This is a genomic window from Anaerocolumna chitinilytica, assembly GCF_014218355.1.
Taxonomy (GTDB): domain Bacteria; phylum Bacillota; class Clostridia; order Lachnospirales; family Lachnospiraceae; genus Anaerocolumna; species Anaerocolumna chitinilytica.
Genome location: NZ_AP023368.1, coordinates 5399832 through 5420605 on the forward strand (window position 1 = coordinate 5399832; position 20774 = coordinate 5420605).

The 20774-nt window shown below is 40.7% G+C and carries 19 protein-coding genes; 13 read left to right on the forward strand and 6 right to left on the reverse strand.

The window, feature by feature from the left end:
- Positions 1-43: 43 nt before the first annotated feature.
- Together bsdcttw_RS23905 and bsdcttw_RS23910 are read right to left on the reverse strand one after the other, a co-directional pair.
- Positions 44-844 carry a helix-turn-helix domain-containing protein gene (locus bsdcttw_RS23905; protein WP_185257260.1) on the reverse strand — a complete coding sequence of 267 codons (801 nt, stop codon included), beginning with the start codon at positions 842-844 and terminating at the stop codon, positions 44-46.
- 165 nt (positions 845-1009) lie between these two features.
- On the reverse strand, positions 1010-1864 hold the full coding sequence (locus tag bsdcttw_RS23910; RefSeq protein WP_185257261.1) for a hypothetical protein: 855 nt from the start codon (positions 1862-1864) through the stop codon (positions 1010-1012).
- Between the two features lie 229 nt (positions 1865-2093).
- On the opposite strand from bsdcttw_RS23910, the gene bsdcttw_RS23915 reads away from it, so the two are divergent.
- The 4 genes from bsdcttw_RS23915 to bsdcttw_RS23930 all read left to right on the forward strand — a co-directional run bounded on the left by bsdcttw_RS23915 (position 2094) and on the right by bsdcttw_RS23930 (position 9506).
- Positions 2094-3722, forward strand: a complete 1629-nt coding sequence (locus bsdcttw_RS23915; RefSeq protein ID WP_185257262.1) for a putative polysaccharide biosynthesis protein — start codon at positions 2094-2096, stop codon at positions 3720-3722.
- Between the two features lie 60 nt (positions 3723-3782).
- Complete coding sequence (locus tag bsdcttw_RS23920; RefSeq protein WP_330602332.1) at positions 3783-4286, forward strand: MarR family transcriptional regulator; 504 nt, start codon at positions 3783-3785, stop codon at positions 4284-4286.
- A gap of 141 nt (positions 4287-4427) precedes the next feature.
- Positions 4428-5666: an MFS transporter gene (locus bsdcttw_RS23925; protein WP_185257263.1), complete on the forward strand. Its 1239-nt coding sequence runs from the start codon at positions 4428-4430 to the stop codon at positions 5664-5666.
- 549 nt (positions 5667-6215) lie between these two features.
- The gene (locus bsdcttw_RS23930) at positions 6216-9506 is read left to right on the forward strand and encodes an ABC transporter permease (RefSeq protein ID WP_185257264.1); all 3291 of its coding nucleotides are present in this window, start codon (positions 6216-6218) and stop codon (positions 9504-9506) included.
- Positions 9507-9537: 31 nt separating this feature from the next.
- On the opposite strand, the gene bsdcttw_RS23935 is transcribed toward bsdcttw_RS23930, so the two are convergent.
- Genes bsdcttw_RS23935 through bsdcttw_RS23945 form a run of 3 tightly spaced genes read right to left on the reverse strand, consistent with a single transcriptional unit; the run spans position 9538 to position 10668 of the window.
- On the reverse strand, positions 9538-9774 hold the full coding sequence (locus tag bsdcttw_RS23935; RefSeq protein WP_185257265.1) for a hypothetical protein: 237 nt from the start codon (positions 9772-9774) through the stop codon (positions 9538-9540).
- On the reverse strand, positions 9771-10358 hold the full coding sequence (locus bsdcttw_RS23940) for a DUF1700 domain-containing protein (RefSeq protein WP_185257266.1): 588 nt from the start codon (positions 10356-10358) through the stop codon (positions 9771-9773). The genes bsdcttw_RS23935 and bsdcttw_RS23940 overlap by 4 nt, the downstream gene beginning before the upstream one ends.
- Positions 10351-10668: a PadR family transcriptional regulator gene (locus bsdcttw_RS23945; RefSeq protein ID WP_185257267.1), complete on the reverse strand. Its 318-nt coding sequence runs from the start codon at positions 10666-10668 to the stop codon at positions 10351-10353. Before bsdcttw_RS23945 ends, bsdcttw_RS23940 begins: the two co-directional genes overlap by 8 nt.
- A gap of 161 nt (positions 10669-10829) precedes the next feature.
- Here bsdcttw_RS23945 and bsdcttw_RS23950 point away from each other — a divergent pair, with 161 nt between their 5' ends.
- From bsdcttw_RS23950 to bsdcttw_RS23985, 8 genes are all read left to right on the forward strand, one after another.
- Positions 10830-12545 carry a menaquinone biosynthesis decarboxylase gene (locus bsdcttw_RS23950; RefSeq protein ID WP_185257268.1) on the forward strand — a complete coding sequence of 572 codons (1716 nt, stop codon included), beginning with the start codon at positions 10830-10832 and terminating at the stop codon, positions 12543-12545.
- Positions 12520-13392 (forward strand): UbiA-like polyprenyltransferase, encoded by an 873-nt coding sequence (locus bsdcttw_RS23955; protein ID WP_185257269.1) that lies wholly within the window; start codon positions 12520-12522, stop codon positions 13390-13392. Before bsdcttw_RS23950 ends, bsdcttw_RS23955 begins: the two co-directional genes overlap by 26 nt.
- Before the next feature lie 62 nt (positions 13393-13454).
- The gene (locus tag bsdcttw_RS23960) at positions 13455-14486 is read left to right on the forward strand and encodes an ABC transporter substrate-binding protein (protein ID WP_185257270.1); all 1032 of its coding nucleotides are present in this window, start codon (positions 13455-13457) and stop codon (positions 14484-14486) included.
- An 89-nt stretch (positions 14487-14575) separates the two neighbouring features.
- Positions 14576-15352 (forward strand): ATP-binding cassette domain-containing protein, encoded by a 777-nt coding sequence (locus bsdcttw_RS23965; protein ID WP_207726465.1) that lies wholly within the window; start codon positions 14576-14578, stop codon positions 15350-15352.
- Positions 15349-16110, forward strand: coding sequence for an ABC transporter permease (locus bsdcttw_RS23970; RefSeq protein ID WP_185257272.1), 762 nt, complete (start codon positions 15349-15351; stop codon positions 16108-16110). The genes bsdcttw_RS23965 and bsdcttw_RS23970 overlap by 4 nt, the downstream gene beginning before the upstream one ends.
- Before the next feature lie 17 nt (positions 16111-16127).
- On the forward strand, positions 16128-16715 hold the full coding sequence (locus tag bsdcttw_RS23975) for a UbiX family flavin prenyltransferase (RefSeq protein WP_185257273.1): 588 nt from the start codon (positions 16128-16130) through the stop codon (positions 16713-16715).
- Positions 16716-16783: 68 nt separating this feature from the next.
- On the forward strand, positions 16784-17803 hold the full coding sequence (locus bsdcttw_RS23980) for an aromatic acid exporter family protein (protein WP_185257274.1): 1020 nt from the start codon (positions 16784-16786) through the stop codon (positions 17801-17803).
- Between the two features lie 234 nt (positions 17804-18037).
- Entirely contained in the window at positions 18038-18547 is a 510-nt protein-coding gene (locus bsdcttw_RS23985; RefSeq protein ID WP_185257275.1) for a QueT transporter family protein, read from the forward strand.
- Between the two features lie 250 nt (positions 18548-18797).
- Here the strand turns inward: bsdcttw_RS23985 and asnS are convergent, their stop codons facing one another.
- A complete protein-coding gene (gene asnS, locus bsdcttw_RS23990) occupies positions 18798-20189 on the reverse strand; it encodes an asparagine--tRNA ligase (RefSeq protein ID WP_185257276.1) in 1392 nt (463 codons plus the stop codon).
- 333 nt (positions 20190-20522) lie between these two features.
- Here asnS and bsdcttw_RS23995 point away from each other — a divergent pair, with 333 nt between their 5' ends.
- Positions 20523-20774 carry a (2Fe-2S) ferredoxin domain-containing protein gene (locus tag bsdcttw_RS23995; RefSeq protein ID WP_185257277.1) on the forward strand — a complete coding sequence of 84 codons (252 nt, stop codon included), beginning with the start codon at positions 20523-20525 and terminating at the stop codon, positions 20772-20774.

Below are 20774 nucleotides of genomic sequence, written 5' to 3' on the forward strand. Positions count from 1 at the left end.
CTATGGATTCTGAATTCGATTATTGTATATACTTTGGTATTTACTATAAATAATGTGCTTTCTCTATGGTTTTATCCAGGTCTTGAAAAAGCTCTGAATAACGAAGATTCTTTCCGGTGATTCTTGTACATGCCGCATACATGCTGACAGGAATCTCTTCCTCATTGTATGTAACTGTTTGCCCGTTGCAGGCCAGAATTCTCTCTATCAGTTCTTTTGCTGCTCTCTCCTCCTGCAGATTTGTAACAAGAGCGAACTCATCTCCGCCTATGCGGAACAACAGACAGCTATCATCTGAGAGGGTTTCAATCCTTCGAAGACACTCTACAATTGCCTTGTCACCGCCACCATGGCCGTACTCTCTGTTAATATCCATCATATGAACCATGTCAAAACATATAATATAACTGTCATTTCTGCTGCTTAGTAAATCATAGAGCTCAGAAATATCAACTTTTCTCCTGCTCATTCGCATTCCTCCGTCATATTCGAATTGTATTCTGGGAAATATCCCAGCAAAACGCCATTGCTTCTTAAAGGCAGAGGGCGTAATTCCCCAAACTTTGAAGAACCCCCTTGTAAAAACCTCAGGAGAATTATACTGGTATTTGAGAGCAATGTCGGTTATGGTAAGGCTGCCCTCAAGTATATCCTTTGCGGCATGGGTAATCCTTCTTTTCTGGATATATTCCTTTAAACCCATATGAAAGGCATAACCAAACAGCTTTTTCAGTCCGGATAGAGAAGAATGGCAGGCCTTTGCCACATCCTCTAAGGTAAACTCATTGCAAAGATTTTCTTCAATATAATTAATTGCCTCCGTAAGTAAATAGAAGTTCTTCAAGGTATCACCTGCCCTAATTATTCTTGATTATAACGGTACCGTATACTAACATCCTAACACAAGTGTAAGAATATTACTTGATTATTTGTATCCATATACATACAAAAAGGGCTGCCGCTTTCGTGTTTAATACCGTGAAGCGGCAGCCTTAACTTCCTGTATTTCTTAACCCCAGGCGGGTTGTTCCGCAAAGAGGCCTTCCTGATCAGATAAAATCCAGCCTTTACTTCCCTTGCTGTTAATTGTCCGGAAGTATACCTTACCGCTCTTTGCCAGATACATCTTATCAAAGGTAACGATATCTCCCTTTTTCACCTTATATACCGCAGTCTTTGAGCCTGCTTTCTCATAGACTGTAAATGCTTTTACTGTCTTATATTTATACTCTTTCGAAAACTTAAACAAATCATAGGTGCTTGAGGGTATTATCGATATCTCCCCGTCTTCCATACGGAAGGAAACGTAGCAGAGGTAACAGCCTATTGCCGGGGAATAGATTGGTGTATCAAGTAAAGCGGTAAAATTACCCTTTCCGTCTGTTTTTTCAATAGAATAACGATAAGTACTATATTTCTTTGTCAGCTTATTGATTTCAAAGGGTACATTGTGAATGAACTTTTTACCATCAAATTGTACAAAGAAAGCATTCTTCACACCATCCGATTCTAATACCGCATGAATGAAGAGATCCAGATGGTTATCATTGGCATCCAAGTCCAGTACATATACCCTGTAGAGCAGTCCGTCACTGGTTTTTGTAAGGCAAAGTTTTTTATCAATATATAACTTTAGTGTCGCTTCATGTTTTTCATCATTTTCCGTTACCTGATACCGGAGTGTTTCCACTTTTCCGTCACCGTTTAAATCATATTGGTAATCGGTTTTCTGATCTAAGGCCTTAACTCCCTCCAGCTTACTGCCCTCAGCAGCGGAATATTCCCCTGATTTTAACAAAAGTGCAGCAGCCAGGATGCTAAAAAACAAAAAGGTTTTAATATAAGATGTTACGTAGTTTTTCATATCACATTACTCCTCACCGATTTATTTAATATTATTATAAATATCCTCTTCTTGGATTTCAAGAAAATATGTAAATTAATAAAATCTATTTACAATGTTCTATTTTAGACATCTCCATATAATAAAGCCTTAAATAATTGTAAATATTTTCTATCAAATATAGATATTGTATGTTATAATCATACCAATTGCTACTATTAAGAAATCTCTGTGAAAGCCGGTCCTGTCTATGGAAAATCAAAATAGAAAAAATAATTTTGTCCGGCAGGCCGGAGTTCTTGCTATAGCCGGAATTATTTCCCGTATTATAGGGATTTTATATAAGAGCCCTTTGATTGCATTAATTGGAGTGGAAGGTATCGCTTACTATAACTATGCGGGAAATGTCTATCTGATTATGCTGTTAATATCCTCCTATAGCATCCCCTCTGCTGTTTCGAAAGAAATAGCAAAAAAGCTGATAATTCACGAAAATAAAAATGCCCAGCGGATATTTTATTGTTCCCTTCTTTATGTCTTAATCGTCGGCGGAATTTTCAGTGCTTTTACTTATTTTGGCGCAGGTCTTTTCGTGGAGAACAATTCCGTACTTGTTCTTCGCCTCCTCGCTCCTGCCATTTTTTTATCCGGCTTCTTAGGAGTGTTTCGAGGATATTTTCAAGGACATAATGATATGGTTCACTCCTCTCTTTCCCAGATATTAGAACAAATATTTAATGCGGTCTTCAGTCTTTTGGCAGCCGGATTTTTTATAAAATCTGTCTCACAGGCTGATACTACGAAAAGGGCAGTTTATGGTGCTATGGGAAGTGCACTAGGCACTGCTGCCGGGGTTTTATTTGGCCTTATCTTCATGGTGCTGATATATTTGTCCGGTAGAAAGCCCAGAAGAAATTCATATCTTAATAGTTCCGAGAAACAACCGGAGCCTTATGCCAAGATTATTAGGAATATTTTCTTTTATATTACACCATTTATTATCAGTACCTGCATTTATAACATGACCGCTATTTTTAACCAGACACTTTACACAAAGATATTAATTTATGGCAAAGGGATATCCGCAGATACCGTATCTGCCGGATATGGTATCTATTCCGGAGAAGCAATTATATTCACCACTATACCGATTGCCATAGCCTCCTCTATCTCCTCTGCTATGTTACCGGATATCGCAGGTGCTTTTTCCCTGGGAAATATCAAAGAAACCAAACGAAGAGTTGATATGGCCATTCGATTTGCCATGTTAATATGTATTCCCGCTGCCGTAGGTCTCTTCGTATTATCAAAACCGATAATATATGCTATGTTCCCATTAAAGTCCACCCTTAAAGAAGCCTCCGATTTATTGCGTTGCCTTAGCATCACCTCCATTCTATATGGTCTGTCTACCATTTCAAACGGTGTTCTGCAAGGTATCGGGAAATTGAAGATTACAACGAAAAATGCCCTGCTATCCTTATTTATTCAGACCGCTGTACTGGCAGTACTATTATCTTATACCGGATTGAACTTATATGCTCTTGTTATTGCAGCGATTATTCATTCCTTCCTGATGTGCGTTTTAAACGCAAGCTCCATGACTAACTGTCTGAAGTTTGAGATGGATCTTAAGAAAAGCTTTGTAATTCCTCTGACAGCTGCAGTATTTATGGGAATCCTGGCAGGTTTTCTGTATGATTTTCTCCACAGCACCTGCCACAGTAACATCCTGTCCCTTATACTGACAATAACCGTATCCGCTGTGGTTTACTTTGTTGCGGTTATCTGGCTTGGGGGTATCAGTGAGAGCGAAATAACTGCCCTTCCCCAGGGAAAAATCCTTGCTGCTATTGCAAAATGGCTGAAATTATTTTAATATTGTTGAAATAGAAACAAATTCCCTATAATAATTTTTGCTATAAAGTGAGAGGATATTATGAGCAAAGAAGAACAACCCATGAACAAAGAAGAACAGGTCTTAATGAATTTCAGAGACATCTATAACAAGATGGCTTGGCTTAATAAATTAAAGATGGAAGTAAGTCTGAAGGGGTTTAAGTCCTCTGAGGTACACTACATCGAATGTATCGGAAAAAATGAAGATTCTAATGTAACAAAACTTGCAGAGTCTCTTTATATGACCAGAGGCGCTATAAGCAAAATGACCAAGAAGCTGGAGAAGAAGGGTATCATTGAAAGTTATCAGAAGCCGGATAATAAAAAAGAAATCTATTTTCGTCTGACGGAACAGGGTAAAAAAGTTTTCCATATCCATGAGAAATTACACCAGGAATTCAGGGATCGGGATAAAGTCGTATTTGACCAGATAACCGACCAACAATTTGACCAGGTACTTCGCTTTGCAGAAAGATACAGCAGTCACCTGGATGCAGAAATAAAGAAGCTGGATATGAATAATGAAACGCAAGACATGGAATAATCAAGTCAAACTGCAGGCAGCCAGGCTCAATTAGAGCCGGCTGTATTTTTTTATTCATTATTTTGTTGACAAGGAAACAAAACCGTATTATAGTAATTGTTGACCAGGAAACAAAATCATCACCATGAGAGGAGAATTCATATGTTAAAACTCAAATCGAACAATGAAAAGAACGAGGAACAAACCATAGATAAAAAAGCACTGCTATTTGGTCTTATGTCTGTATTTCTTGTTGGTATAGGCTTCACTATCATAACACCTGTCGTACCGTTTTTAGTACAGCCTTACACAAATTCCAGTAACCAAGCTATCTTCGTTACACTGCTAACCTCCGTCTACGCCTTCTGCGTATTTTTCGCGGCACCGGGACTTGGCGCTTTAAGCGATCGATACGGGCGCCGTCCTGTGCTTTTAATTTCCTTTTTGGGTTCTGCCATCGGATACACTGTTTTTGGTATCGGCGGAGCTATCTGGGTATTATTTGCCGGCCGTATCATTGAAGGCATTACAGGCGGCGATATAAGTACTATTTTTGCATACTTCGCAGATATTACCCCCAGAGAACAGCGAACTAAGATCTTTGGATGGGTAAGTGCGGTTACAGGTATCGGAACTGCTCTTGGACCGACACTGGGGGGCTTGATAGCCGACAGGTTTGGTTATTCTGCACCCATGTTTTTGGCAGCGATTATTACTATGCTAAATGTTATCTTCGGCTTCTTCTTTATCCCTGAGAGTCTTGAGAAGAAAAACCGGCTGGAGGCGATTCCTCTTGTAAGACTGAATCCCTTTACGCAGCTATTAAACGTGCTTTCTATGAAAAACGTTGGAAGAATACTTATCTCAGCTTTTTTGATCTGGGTACCAAACGGGTCCCTGCAGGCTATCTTTTCACAATTTTCAATTGATACTTTTAATTGGAAACCTGCTATCATCGGGCTTATGTTTTCAATTATTGGTATACAGGACATCCTTTCCCAAAGTCTTATAATGCCAAGGCTGCTGTTAAAACTCAGTGATTCACAGATTGCTATTCTTGGTATGACCTCTGAGATTATAGGTTACCTTCTTATTGGAGCCTCTGCTTTATTTTCCTACTATCCTCTTATCATCGCAGGAATGTTTGTGTTTGGTTTCGGTGATTCCATCTTCGGACCTTCCTTTAACGGAATGATCTCTAAGTCTGTGGATGCCGGTGAACAGGGAAGGATTCAGGGCGGCAGCCAATCTATTCAGGCTTTGGCAAGAATAATCGGGCCAATTGTTGGCGGGCAAATCTATGTACTGCTTGGCCATACCGCACCTGTTGTTATGGGTATTGTACTGATAACGGCTGCGATACCGGTTTTGTATAAGGTTAAACTTGTTAGCTTGAAATAATTTCATGATTGGGGGACGGACGATGGCAGCTGCTTCCCTTCAAACATTCTCTGGTTCGGAGTTTCGAATTCCACTAAAATGCCGGCAGTTGTTCCTGGCAGGATAAATTATACCAAACTCGCTTCTTGTTCTTTGGTTATGTAACGCTGTTTGCTCAAACATGGCATAATTTATCCTAGTCACAACTGCCGGCATTTAAGTGTCATACGAAACCCCTCAATGGAAAATGTTTGAAGGGAAGCAGCTGCCATCTGTGTATGGTCATAAAAAATTCATGTGTTTAAAATATTACTAAATGTTGCTCATTCGTTTCTGTTTACATTAAATAAAAAAGTACGGTTAAGCTCTAGCAATCATGTAATCTGGAATTTGTTTTTTATTTTAGAGTTTAGTTTAGACGTAATTATAAATAGGGAATGTTCTTGTTGTGCATAGGACAAAATGGTATAATATGGTTATCTTACTGCTCTCTGTTTTCCCTTAAAAGGGAGCTAATTATGTACAGTTGATATCGGTAACACCTATTATGGTACCGGTGAAGGAGACGAAATGGCTGCGAAATCTTCCGCATGGAATAAGAATAATCGCCGTGAAATACAGCATACTCTGGGACGCTTTATTGCAATCCTTATCATTATTGCTCTTGGTGTGGGCTTTTTTTCCGGGTTAAAGATAACCAAGGAAGCAATGATACAAACCGGTGATTCTTATATTAAAGAGACCAATATGTATGATTATCGTTTATTGTCCACCCTTGGGTTCACAAGTGATGACGTGAGCCATATTGATATGCTGGATGATATTAAAGCCGCAGAAGGTGCTGTATCAGTTGACTTTATAGCTGATTATAACGATCAGAAGGATATTATTCTAAAGGCCCATTCCATAACAAGTCAAATAAATCAGATACATTTAACTGCCGGAAGGATGCCTGAGGCGAATAATGAATGTGTTGCTGATGATCTTTGCTTTACAAAAGATGATATAGGCAAGGAAATATCTGTTTCTGAAAAGAATGATACAGCTACCTCTGATAGCTTGACCTATCGGAGATACACTATAGTCGGTGTAGGTAACTCCGTCAACTATATGTACCGCAGTGATCGCAGCACCACCAAGCTCGCCGGCGGTTTTGTCCGTGCTTTTGTCTATCTGCCGGAAGGCGGATTTTCTTTTGATTACTATAGTGAAATCTTTGTTACTCTGAAGGAAGCCGGCCAAAAAATATACAGCAAGGGTTATAAGGATGCCATCTCTGCTATGAAGCAGCCTCTGACGGATGCTCTTAACTGTCTGGCTGACTCACGCTACAAAGATATCCTCCAAGATGCTAACGAGAAGATAAATAACTCTGAGAAAGAATACGATTCTTCCTATAACACATACCTTACTCAGCAATCAGATGCTAAAAACCGTCTTGACTCTAATAAGCAAAAGCTTGAGAACGCCAAGACAGAAATAGACCAAAAAGAAAAGCTGCTGGCAGACAGTAAAACGGAAATAGAAAAAAAAGAGCAGGAGTATAGTGCTTCTTTAACCTCCTATCAAGCTTCTCTGTCAGAGTACGAAACTAAAAGGAAGACTACTTTTGATACCCTTAACTCCAAACAAAAGGAACTTGACACCAATCGCTCTAAAGTCACTGCCGCCTTGGACCAGATAAAAGAGAGCGGTGTCCTGAACCAATACCTTCAGCTAAAACAAAGTGAAGCTTCTCTGGAAGATACTATCTCCCACCTTTTAGACCAGTCCAGCGAGGAATATAAGACTTACTCCGGGAAACTAGCACAGGTCAGGCAGTCCCTGGCCCAAATAGAGGCCTCAGGAGTAATAGAGCAGCAACGGACCTTAAAGGCTTCCCTCACTAAACTAGATGCCTCCCAGTCACAACTTGATTCCTTGAAAAAAACGGCAGAGGCCGAATCTGCTGCTTCAAAGAAACAGCTGGACACTGCCAAATCACAGCTATCCGCTGCCGGTCAATCACTGGAAATTTACAAATCACAGCTCGCAGAAGGCAAAGAAACTCTGGCAGCTGCCAAAAAGGAATATACATCCGGTCTGGAAAAATACAATCAGGCTAAGAAAGAGGCAGAATCTTCCCTTTCCGCAGCCAAAATCAAGCTTAATGACGCGAAAGCTAAAATAAGTGATGCCAAGTTAAAAGTAAAGGAAATAGAAAAGCCCGTCTCTTACCTGCTGGACCGCACCAAGAACGTGGGTTATGGAAGCTTTGAGAATGATTCCTCTGTGGTCGACGGCATTGCAAAGATATTTCCTGTCTTCTTCTTTCTCGTTGCAGCCCTGGTATGCAGTACCACCATGACAAGAATGGTAGATGAACAGCGGACTCAGATAGGGACTTTGAAGTCCTTAGGTTATAGCAATAAAACCATAGCTATGAAATACATCTCCTACTCCGGCAGTGCGGCGATTCTTGGCTGTATCCTGGGTTACCTGGCAGGCACAAAGCTATTCCCTTTTGCTATCTGGCAGGCTTATAAGATGATTTATAGCTTTGCAGAAATAAAATATGTATTCAGCTTACCCCTGGCTTTGTTAACTCTGGCAGTTTCTCTGCTCTGCTCGGTAGGCGCAGCCTACGCTGCCTGCAGGACAGAACTTTCCCAGACACCGGCGCAGTTAATGAGGCCAAAGGCTCCGAAATCCGGCAAACGCATTCTTCTTGAGCGGATTCCGGTTCTGTGGAGGAAAATAAGCTTTCTTCATAAAGTATCCATCCGAAATATTCTGCGCTACAAAAAACGCCTTATTATGATGGTCCTTGGCACAGGCGGCTGCACCGCATTACTTTTAGCCGGATTAGGGTTAAATGATTCCATCAGTAATATTGCAGATGACCAGTTCGGTACTATTATGCTCTACGATTACACCATATCTTTTCCCAAGGCACAGACAGAGGCGGAAATGTCTCGCTTTAAAAAAGATACCGCAGACCTGCTTACCCAATGTGTATTTATTACTACCGATACCTATGAGGTCACGAACAAAAAGGGAAGCCAGAAGGTGAATGTAATTGCAAGTGATGACCCTAATATCACAAAGGTCATCGGACTCCATCTAAACGGGAAGACAGTCCCTTTTCCGGACTACGGCTATGTTGCTATTAATGACCGGCTGGCAGAAAATGAGGGAGTAAAAATCGGAGATACCATGACTCTTAACCTTAACGGGGCGGAGAATTATACTGTTACCATCGGAGGTATATTCAAGAATTACGCCTATAACTATATGTATATGAGCGGATCTACCTACGAGAAAATCTTTGGAGAAAAATCTTCTTATAAGACAGCCTATGCCACGACAGATTCCAAGGAACTCTATGATGTGTCTGCCAGACTCATGAAAGATTACGGTGCCTCCAGTATAATTGTCACTGCCGATACCAGGAACCGGGTCACCAATATGATGAACAGCCTTAATTATATTGTCTGGCTGGTAATCGCCTGCGCCTGTGCTCTTTCCTTTGTGGTTATGTACAATCTGAGCAACATAAATATCACAGAACGGAACCGTGAGATTGCTACCATTAAGGTTCTTGGCTTTTATCCTTCCGAGACCTACAGTTATGTCTTCAGGGAAAATATCGCAATAACCATTATCAGTATAATCGTAGGTCTGCCGGCCGGTATCCTGCTCCACCGTTTTGTCATGGAACAGATTAAAATAGAAGCAGTAGCTTTCAATATACGGATATTACCGGCGAGCTTTTTCTATGCCCTGCTGATAACAATTGCTCTGACCGTATTGGTGAATTTTGTACTGCTTCCTAAGATTGAGAAAGTAAATATGACGGAATCCCTTAAATCTGTTGAATAGACCTGTAGTTCCTGTTTTTCTTCAGCATAAATCAGTCACTGCTTCCTATTACAAATAAATTAATATCATCGCCCAGCTTTATTCCATACCAGAGGTTATCGTCATTTGCATGAATGGTTTGATACCATGCACTACTATTTGCCTTCTCCTTAAAATGGCTGTAATTAAAACCCTCAACGCCATATCCGGCAACAGAAATAACAAAACCTGTTAAAATTGTTATGAGACTAATAAGAATAATCATTTTTCTTGAAATGTTCCATTTCATCTTATCACCACCTTCTGCCTAAATAGCGATACTAATTTATTATTAAACTGCTTGGTTAGTTTTATTATTACTCTTGATAAGCTTAAGGTTGCCATTCCCAACAGGACTGAAATACCAAAAGATGCAATTGCTGTGCCCAACTGTACCATGCCAACGGATAAGCTGCCCGCCATAATGAACGGAGCTCCTATAATGCCGATAATGCACGTTGAAAAGTATCCGACACAACCGGCACCGGTAACAAGGGGTACACACCAGAGGACAATATAAAATGAAAGTAGCAATAGAATACCGGCCAGAAGTAAACTTCCCCATAATGGAAATCCTAAGATTAAAAGAAATACATTCAAAATTCTGCTGCCTGTTGAAGGTCCCTGCATTTTAACATAATCATAATTCTCTAATAGCTCTTCTGCTATTATTTTAGGGATGCCGACTTTGCCGACAGCCTCTTCTTCCGGCACTCCATTCTCAATATAATCTGATATTATTTCGTCGTAATAGGTTATAAACTTGTTTTTTTCAGTAGTAGTCATTTTACGCAAATGATATGACAACTCCTTTATAAAATCACTTCTATTCATATTTTCTCTCCCCTCTGATAAAATAATAAATCTCCATGACCTCTTTCCAGTCATTTATGAACTCATTGACATAGTCCTTTCCCTTGTCTGTAATCTTATAATATTTTCTTAACCGACTGTTATGCTCAACGGAATATGTCTCCAGGTAAGCACCATTTTCCAGTCTTTTTAATATTGGATAAAGCGTTGATTCTGATATTTCAATACAGGTAGAAATGTCCTTGATTAACTGGTAGCCATAGGAGTCGGACTTTTTCAAAACCGAAAGAACGCAAAATTCCAGTAATCCTTTTTTTAACTGAATATCCATGTAATGCCTCCTTATGTATCATACTATATATTACATAATATAACGTGTCAAGAGGTATTTTAAGAATTCACTCTTGAATAGCTGCTCAATTTGATTTAGTATATATATGTTTATTTGCTAAATAATACTAACTATTTCTTTCTATAAAAAGGATGTGCCGTATGTCACAAAAGGATTTACATTCATTCATAAAAGAGCTGGAAGAACGCGGTGAATTAAAACGAATTCTCACCGAGGTTTCCTCCGAACTTGAGATTACAGAAATTACCGATCGGGTCTCAAAAGCTCACGGCCCCGCCCTGCTATTTGAAAGGGTAAAGGGCTCGAAGTATCCGCTTCTGATTAATGCCATGGGCAGCTTTGACCGTATGAGCCTGGGATTAGATACAAAGAATCTGGACGAGCTCGGTTCCCTGATATCCGAATATCTTGATCTGGGGAATTATCTTTCATTTAAGAGATTAATAAAAAGCATTCCCAGGTTACTGCGGCTTCTTAATGCGCTCCCCTCCAGGTCCAAAAGGCGGGGACAATGCCAGGAAGTCATCGAAAGGGACGTTGACCTTGATACTCTTCCCGTCCTGAAATGCTGGCCGGAAGATGCCGGCAAGTTCATGACCCTGCCCTTGGTCTTCACAAAGGAATTTGGCACCAAACGCCAGAATGTAGGTATGTATCGGCTGCAGCTTCTTGATAAAACCACCACCGGTATGCATTGGCACAAACACAAGGATGGTTCACAAAACTACAAAAGCTATCAGGAACAGGGCATGAGAATGCCGGTATCCGTGGCTCTTGGCTGTGACCCGGCCATAACTTATGCGTCCACCGCTCCTATGCCTCCCATGCTGGATGAGATGATGTTAGCCGGATGGCTGCGAAAATCCCGGGTACGGATGGTAAAATGCGTCACCAATGATATCTATGTCCCTGCCAATGCAGAGTTTGTACTGGAAGGTTATGTGGACCCAACGGAAGAGTTGGTATTGGAAGGTCCTTTCGGCGATCATACCGGCTATTATTCCCTTGCAGATTATTATCCCCGCTTCCATGTTACTTGTATCACTCATAGAAAGGATGCTATTTACCCTGCTACGGTAGTCGGAAAGCCTCCTATGGAAGATTGTTATATGGCAAAGGCAACAGAGCGAATCTTCCTGCCAATGCTTCGGATGATTATCCCCGAGCTGAAAGACATGAATCTGCCCCTTGAAGGCGTCTTTCACAATTGTGCTATCGTATCCATTAAGTCCAGATATCCCGGAGCCGCCGCAAAAGTTATGAACAGCATCTGGGGAATGGGGCAGATGATGTACACAAAATTAATCATTGTGGTGGATTCTGCAGTGGATGTACAGGATATCGGGCAAGTATGGGAGGCTGTGCGGACCAATGTGGATGGAGAGAAAAGCCTTATCCTGTCCGAAGGCCCTCTGGATGCCCTGGATCACTCCTCTAATGAAGCCTTATATGGAAATCGCCTCGGAATAGATGCAACAGGGATCAGAACAGCCGTGAATTCTGACTCCGTTACCAATACCTTTCATATTCTAGGGGTTCACAAAGAACATCCTTCCCAGGCAAAAAAATCCCTAAGCGAATATATGAACCGCCATAAGGATAAGTTTGTAATTGCCGTGGATTCTGAGGTTAATACCTCTGATTTATCCACCGTAATGTGGAAGGTCTTTAATAACATTGACGCCAAAAGAGATTTGCTTCTAGTTAATGGTAAAATCGGTATTGATGCCACCAAGAAGTGGAAGGAAGAGGGTCTGACCAGAGACTGGCCGAAGGATATTGAAATGACACAAGAGATAAAACAGCTGGTTAGTGAAAGGTGGAAGCAATATGATATTGGTGAAATTAATAAATAAAATAAAAGAATACGGAAAGCTGGTAATGTTCTCCCATACCATCTTCTCTCTCAGCTTCGCTCTTCTCTCTATGCTCTTAGCTGCAAAAGGAATGCCAAAGCTTTCTACCCTGTTCTGGATATTAGTTTGCTTTTTAGGTGCCAGAACCGGTGCCAACGCAATTAATCGTGTTATTGATGCCAGAATAGATGCCAGGAACCCAAGGACCGCCGGACGTCAGATACCCAAAGGAGAAGTAAAACGGGGAGAAGTCATATTCTTTGCTGCCATTTGCTTTCTTGTTATGTTAATCGGTGCCTATCAGTTAAACTTAATCTGTTTTCTGCTATCACCGATTGCATTATTCCTTATGATTATTTATTCCTACTGTAAACGTTTCACCTGGCTATGTCACCTGGTCTTAGGAGTTACCTGTGCCTGTGCGCCGGTTGGCGCCTGGCTGGCGGTAACCGGAAAGCTTAGTCTGCTGCCGCTCTTTATGGGAGCTGCCAACACTTTATGGGTTGCGGGTTTTGACATTATCTACGGCTCACAGGATTATGATTTTGATAAGGCAAATGACCTTCATTCCATTCCGGTTAAGTTCGGTGTCAAAGGTGCCTTAAAAATAGCTATGGTATTACATATTATAACAGTTCTGTGCCTGACAGTAACCGGACTTTTAGCTCCAGCACTGGGAGGAATCTATTTTGCAGGACTTCTTATTATTATAGGTCTATTTGTAATGGAATACCGCCTGGTTTCACCGACAAACTTAAGCAACGTCAATATTGCCTCCTACAGTATCAATCAGTTAGTTAGCATCGTACTGTTAATCTGCGGGGTATTCGACGCATTGTTCTTATAAAGATAAAATACCTATAAATTTTGAAAAGTAAAAAATAATACATGAAAAGGATACTTCTTACAATGAAAAAAGGATTACAGCTACTCCTCACCTTTTGCCTGATTATACTGGTTCTCTCCGGCTGTCAGGCTAAGAAAACATCAACAGAAACAAATTCTTCCTCAAAAGAGCAGCAAACCTCTGCTAATTCAGCTTCACAGGATTCTGCTGCTGCCACAGAAAGCAATACAGAGCCTGCCGGGAAGACCACCCTTCGTATCGGAATGATGTCCTCTTATGATGTAATTCCTTACGTTATGATAAATGAACTGAAACTTGCTGATAAATATAATCTTGATTTACAGTTAGAAACTTTCACCTCTGCCAAAGACCGTGATGCAGCGTTTCTCGCAGGAGAACTGGACGGTGTATTAACAGACTACATAGGTGTATGTATCTATCAGAATGCTGATTATGATGTCAGAATCACAGGAATTACCGATGGCGATTATGTGCTGGTAGCAGGAAAAGACAGTGGAATTACCTCCATCAAAGATATTCCGGGCAAAAGTATTGCTATCTCTCAAAATACTCTTATCGACTATACTTTAGACCAGCTATTGGCGAAAAATTCAATGGATAGTGATGCTGTTGTAAAGGAAATCGTTCCCCGCATTCCTGACCGTGTTGAACTGCTTCGTAATAAAAAGATTGATTTAGGTTTGCTGCCGGAACCATTTGCCTCTATCGTACTGAAGGAAGGAGCTGTCTACCTTGGCAGCGCTAACGATATTGGCCTCTATCCTGCCGTATCTGCTTTCCCGGAAAAAGTACTGGAGAAAAAGAACAAAGCCATTAAGAATTTATACCTGGCCTATAACGAAGCCGTTGCCTATATTAATAAAACTGACATATCAAGTTACGAGGATATCGTCATTAAAACGGTAGGATATCCGGAAGAAATGAAAGGAAACATCACCATCGAACCTTTCCGTGAAAGCAAACTGCCTCCGAAAGAAGATGTAGAATCCGCTGTTTCCTGGGCAAGTAAAAAAGGTCTTTGCAGTTCTGACCTGACTTATGAACAGCTGACTTACGATGTATACTCAAAGTAAGCTTACAGATACTTCACACCCTGATTTATGGCAAGAGGAGCAGGCTGCCAGCAACCTGCTGAAAAATGCAGCTTGCAATAGGAGCTATGATGCTAATTATTAATGATCTGTCCATTCGTTATAAATCCAAATCGGAGGACCTGCCGGTAATCAGCAGCCTCTCCCTTCAGTTAGAAAAGGGAGAGTCCCTGGCAATCCTTGGTCCTTCCGGCTGTGGTAAATCCACCTTGATTAATGCTCTTTCCGGCTCCCTTCCAGTTCAGGAAGGGACCATGGAATTTACCGACAAAGGCCAATACTGTCCGTTAAACCCAAAGGTACATAAAATAGGCTATATCCCTCAAAACTGCGGGCTGTTACCCTGGAAAACCATACGGCAGAACTGTCTGCTGCCATTAAAAATCCGTAAGGAATATGACAAGTACACCCACACAGAAGAATTAAACCGTCTTTCAGAAGCCCTTAATATTAAAGACATCCTAGATAAATATCCCAATCAATTAAGCGGCGGTCAGCTTCAAAGAAGCGCCATAGCCAGAGCTTTTCTCCTGCTGCCGGATTTGCTGCTGATGGACGAGCCTTTTTCTGCTCTGGATGAAATCACCAGAACCGAAGCCAGAGAGTTGTTTTTAGAAGTGTGGAAAAACCAGCGGCCCACCACAATCCTGGTAACCCATAGTATCGAAGAAGCACTCTATCTTGGCAGTACAGTCTGTGTTTTTAGTGCCACGGGAGGTATTGTAAAATACCACAAAGCGAATCCATTCTTCGGACAGTTTGAGTCTGATAACGCCGTATACCTGGCAGAAAAGCAGCTGCTACGAGAGCATTTAATGACGGCAGGGGAAAGGGTGGATATAATTTGAATAAACTAATAAAACATTGGATAATCTTCTTACAGGGCTTTCTATCGATTAATATCATATGGTTTATTGCATACCTTTTAACGGATATTTCCGTCATACCTAATCCGCTCCTTGTATACCGGCACTTTCCGCTAATCTTAAAAGACCATATGCTGATACATATCTTATACAGTTTAAGAAGAATCGGAGCCGGACTGGCTATCTCCCTGGTTATCGGTATCCCTGTCGGAATGCTTTTAGCCTATTCAAAGCTGGCCAACCGCCTCTTATACCCATTAGTTTACTTTAGTTATCCGATACCAAAGACTGCTCTGCTGCCGGTTGCAATGCTGCTTCTTGGAATGAGGGATGGTTCAAAAATAGTAATCATGGTATTGGTAACTGTATTTCAGGTTATTATCTCTGTACGAGACAGTATTCAGGCAATCGATAAGACCATGTATCAATTCATCAGAAGTACCGGCGCCGGCCGCCTGGCTATCATCTGCCATGTAACCCTGCCCGCAATCCTTCCTCAATTGCTTACAAGTCTTAGAGTATCCCTTGGAGCTGCTGTTTCCATACTGTTCTTTGTTGAAGGTTATGGAACCACTTATGGTATGGGTTATTACATATTGGATGCCTGGTCACGGATTAATTATATTGAAATGTATATCGGTATTATTACCATTGGAGCAATCGGCTTCTTATTATTTGCTTCCATCGATTATCTTTCCTACCGTATATGCAGATGGAATTCCACAGAATTTATAAAATAGAACGGAGGTGCTACACCATGGACTATACCCCTATATCTAAAAACAAAAAAAGGCTGGTAGTGGGAATGAGTGGTGCCAGCGGTGCCCCGCTTACAATAGAACTTCTAAAGCAGATGAAATCCGCTATCGATTGGGAAACCCACTTAATTGTCTCCCATGGTGCCCGGATGACCATAGCCCAGGAAACAGACTATACTCTGTCCGAGCTAGAAGCATTGGCAGATTATAACTATGCGTTAGAGGATTACGGCGGACGTATTGCCAGCGGTACTTTTGCCACCGAAGGAATGGTAATCATCCCCTGCAGCATGAAGACCCTGGCTGGTATTGCCTGCGGCTACTCCGATAATCTCCTTCTTCGGGCAGCCGATGTAACTCTGAAAGAACGAAGAACGCTGGTGCTTGTCCCAAGAGAAAGCCCCTTAAGCACCATTCACTTAAGAAATATGCTGAGCCTTGCAGAAACCGGAGCTTATATCATGCCGCCGGTAATACCTTATTACAGTAACTCTGCTACAATGGAAGATGTGAATCTGCAAATCGTTGGAAAGGTACTGGATAAATTTCATATCGAGGTCGAAGCTTTTCGAAGATGGGGAGAATAATTCAAGGCTTTTGATAATCCTATTATAATATGATAATATAGAAACACCACCAAAGAAGGGAGCGTCTTATGAATTGGCCAAACCCTAAAAATCTGATTAAGAAACTAAACTATATTCAGCTGATAAAGATAGCCGCCGGCAGCTGCCTTGCTATTCTTCTGGCAGACAGGCTGGGGCTTCATTACAGTGCCTCTGCCGGAATAATCACTCTTCTAAGTATCCAGAACACCAAGAAAGAAACGCTGCTTATTACAGGAAAGCGTTTTCTTTCTTTTCTCTTATCCGTTGTAATTGCACTTCTTATCTTTCGTTTACTGGGCTACCATGCATTTTCCTTTGGAATTTTTCTTTTGTTCTTTGTAGGCGCATGTTATCTTCTAAAGCTGGAAGATGGGATTGCTATGAATGCCGTTTTAACCACTCATTTTCTGATTGAGAAGTCCGTAAACCTTTACTGGATTAAAAATGAACTGGAGCTGTTAGTCATTGGTGCCGGAATCGGCGTTCTTCTCAATCTCTATATTCCTCGTAACACCGGTGCAATCAAGCGGGATCAGCTATCAATTGAAGAAGATATGAAGGTTATTCTAAGCCATCTATCTATTACCCTCTTTCATCATGGGAAGGAAACCCTTTCACCAGAAGAATTTCTATCCTTAGATACTCACTTAGAGGAAGCACTCTCCAGAGCTTATGAGAACATGAATAATACTTTGCTGTCAGACACCAGGTATTATATTCAATACATGCAGATGAGAAAGAATCAGACTACCATTCTAAAGAGAATCAGTTCCAACATTAATTCTATTGAAACCTTTCCCGTTCAGGCACAAAAAATTTCAGAATTCATAGGTCATATAGCAGAAACTTTTCACGAGTATAATAACGCCATTGGTCTATTAATACGGTTGCAAGAAATAAAGCTGGAATTCAAGACCGACCCTCTTCCAAATAGCCGCGAAGAGTTTGAAAACCGGGCAATCCTATTCCAGATATTGAATGAACTGGAAACTTTTTTATTGCTAAAGAAAGAATTTGCTCTGTCTTTGACAGATTCACAGCTTCGAAAATACTGGAATGAACAGTAATAAACCTCCTTGCTGCTGGAATATCTTTTTAATCGTTACTTATTTGCGCTTGGCTTCTTTCATTATGAATATAGAACAGGATTTTTATATCCTTGATTGTCAACACTTGACAACCCCTATTTTCATGCTATACTTATATGGTCGCAAATGCCCATAAAAACAAGGTCTTAAGGGCAAATTAACCGAGTGTTCGTGACCTTCCACTCGTAAAACAAAACTAAAGGAGAATTTCATATGAAAAACAAAACACTCTTTATCACACAGGCTGCGCTTATCGCTGCCATCTATGTGGTATTGGTCTTTGTGTTTAAGCCTATCAGCTTTTCCAATATTCAGATACGAATTGCGGAAGCATTGACCATACTGCCCTTTTTTACACCTGCTGCTATTCCGGGACTTGCCATTGGCTGCCTATTAGGTAATTTCTTAGGCGGTGCCGATATGCTGGACATTATCTTTGGTACACTGGCGACGTTACTTGGTGCTACAGGTTCCTATCTGTTACGGCGTAATAAGTTTCTTGTTCCTCTGCCCCCCATTTTATCCAATACCGTAATTATCCCTTGGGTATTACGCTATGCATATGGGCTTACTCTTCCGATTCCTCTCATGATGGCGACAGTGGGTATCGGTGAAGTATTATCCTGTGGGGTATTGGGAATTTTCCTGTTACTTGTCTTAAATCAATACAAAGATGTTATATTCCCGAAGAGGTTTGTCTTTAACAAAAAGAACCGGTATTGATATATACCGAATTTGAAATGAATATAATATAAAACAATTACCAAGGTCTTATTAAAATAAAGCCGTAAAACATATATTTCTGTTTTACGGCTTTCGCTATTTCTTAACTTCATAATTTATTTAAAACTGTGTTTATTAACTTTTATAAACTTCCTTTATCTATGGATTCAATATACACATTGTTTTACATATCTTACACTATATTATTTTCTGTATGGTACCTTATATTTGCTCAGGTTATAATTTTCCCTTACAGCTCACAGTTATTAACTGTACGAGGGAATGGCACCACATCCCTGATATTGCCCATACCGGTAAGGTACATTACACAACGCTCGAAGCCAAGTCCGAAGCCTGCATGTCTTGCAGAGCCGTATCTTCTTAAATCCAGATAGAAGTCATAATCTTCTTTCTTAAGACCAAGCTCGTCCATTCTGGCAGTCAGCTTGTCATAATCGTCCTCTCTCTGGCTTCCTCCAATGATTTCACCAATGCCTGGAACTAGTAAGTCCATCGCTGCTACCGTCTTGTTGTCCTCGTTTAACTTCATATAGAAAGCTTTGATATCCTTCGGGTAATCCGTTACGAATACGGGCTTTTTATAGATTTCTTCTGTTAAATAACGCTCATGCTCTGTCTGAAGGTCACTGCCCCAGCTTACTTTGTATTCGAATTTGTCGTTGTTCTTTTCCAGAAGTTCAATTGCTTCCGTATAAGTAACATGTCCAAAGTCAGAATTCATAACATGGGTCAATCTCTCAAGAAGGCCTTTGTCTACGAATTCGTTGAAGAATTTCATTTCCTCGGGTGCATTCTCCAGTACATAGCGGATTACGAACTTAATCATACCTTCTGCTAAAGCCATATCATCCTTTAAGTCTGCAAAGGCAATCTCCGGCTCAATCATCCAGAACTCTGCGGCATGGCGGGTGGTATTAGAATTCTCTGCACGGAAAGTAGGTCCGAAGGTATAGATATTACGAAAAGCCATCGCATAAGTCTCACCATTTAACTGTCCACTTACCGTAAGATTTGTTGCCTTGCCAAAGAAGTCTTCCTTAAAATCCACTTTGCCCTCAGGAGTAAAAGGTATCTTCTCTAAATCCAGTGTTGTAACCTGGAACATCTCACCGGCACCTTCTGCATCACTACCGGTTATTAGAGGTGTATGAACATAAACAAAATCCCTGTCCTGAAAATACTTGTGAATAGCGTAAGCTATCAGGGAACGAACACGAAATACAGCCTGGAAGGTATTTGTTCTGGGTCTTAAGTGAGAGATGGTACGAAGGAATTCCAGACTATGTCTCTTCTTCTGAAGAGGATAATCAGCCTGAGAGGCTCCTTCTATTTCTATAGAAACTGCCTGAATTTCAAAAGGCTGCTTTGCATCCGGTGTTGCTACCAATTCTCCTTTTATAATAAGGGCAGAACCGACATTCAACTTGGATACTTCGGCAAAGTTCTCCATCGTATCATGATATACAATCTGAAGGGTCTCAAAATAGGTTCCGTCATGAAGTACAATAAATCCAAATGCCTTGGAGTCTCTGATACTTCTTACCCAGCCGCCTACTGTGATTTCCTTTCCGATAAATTTCTCTTTTTCCCGGTACAGCTCCCGGATTGTTATTAGTTCCATTTTACGGGCTCCTTTGTTTTATAGAATAATAGATATTATACCACAGTTTAGGCGAATTACCAATGAAAATCATATATGTCCCTACTGTGGGCACAATTCTCCTATGCTTTTTGGCTGTGTGACCTAAAGCAGATATTATTTACTGATATCATTATTTACTATAATTCCTATTATTAAATGCAGTTTTCAGGAAACATCTCACAATATTTCATTGGTACGAATAAAACCCTCATTTATCCTTTGACAGTTCCTGCGTAAAGTGCTAGAATCTTTTAGAGATTGTTAAATTTCAGACAATCTTTTTAATTTGTATGTTGTAAGGAGGATATGATAATGGTAGTTACAATATGTATCGGTAGTTCCTGTCACTTAAAGGGTTCAAGAGAAATTGTACATACACTGGAAACTCTTATTAAAGAATATAAAGTCGAGGATCAGGTACAGCTTACCGGCTCCTTTTGCATGGGAGAATGTGTGAAAGGTGTCTGTGTAAAAGTGGATGATAAATCCTATTCCTTAAATCCGGATAATACCAGGGAGTTCTTTATGCAGGAGGTTTTAGAGTGCCTTCCTAGGGAGGACTAA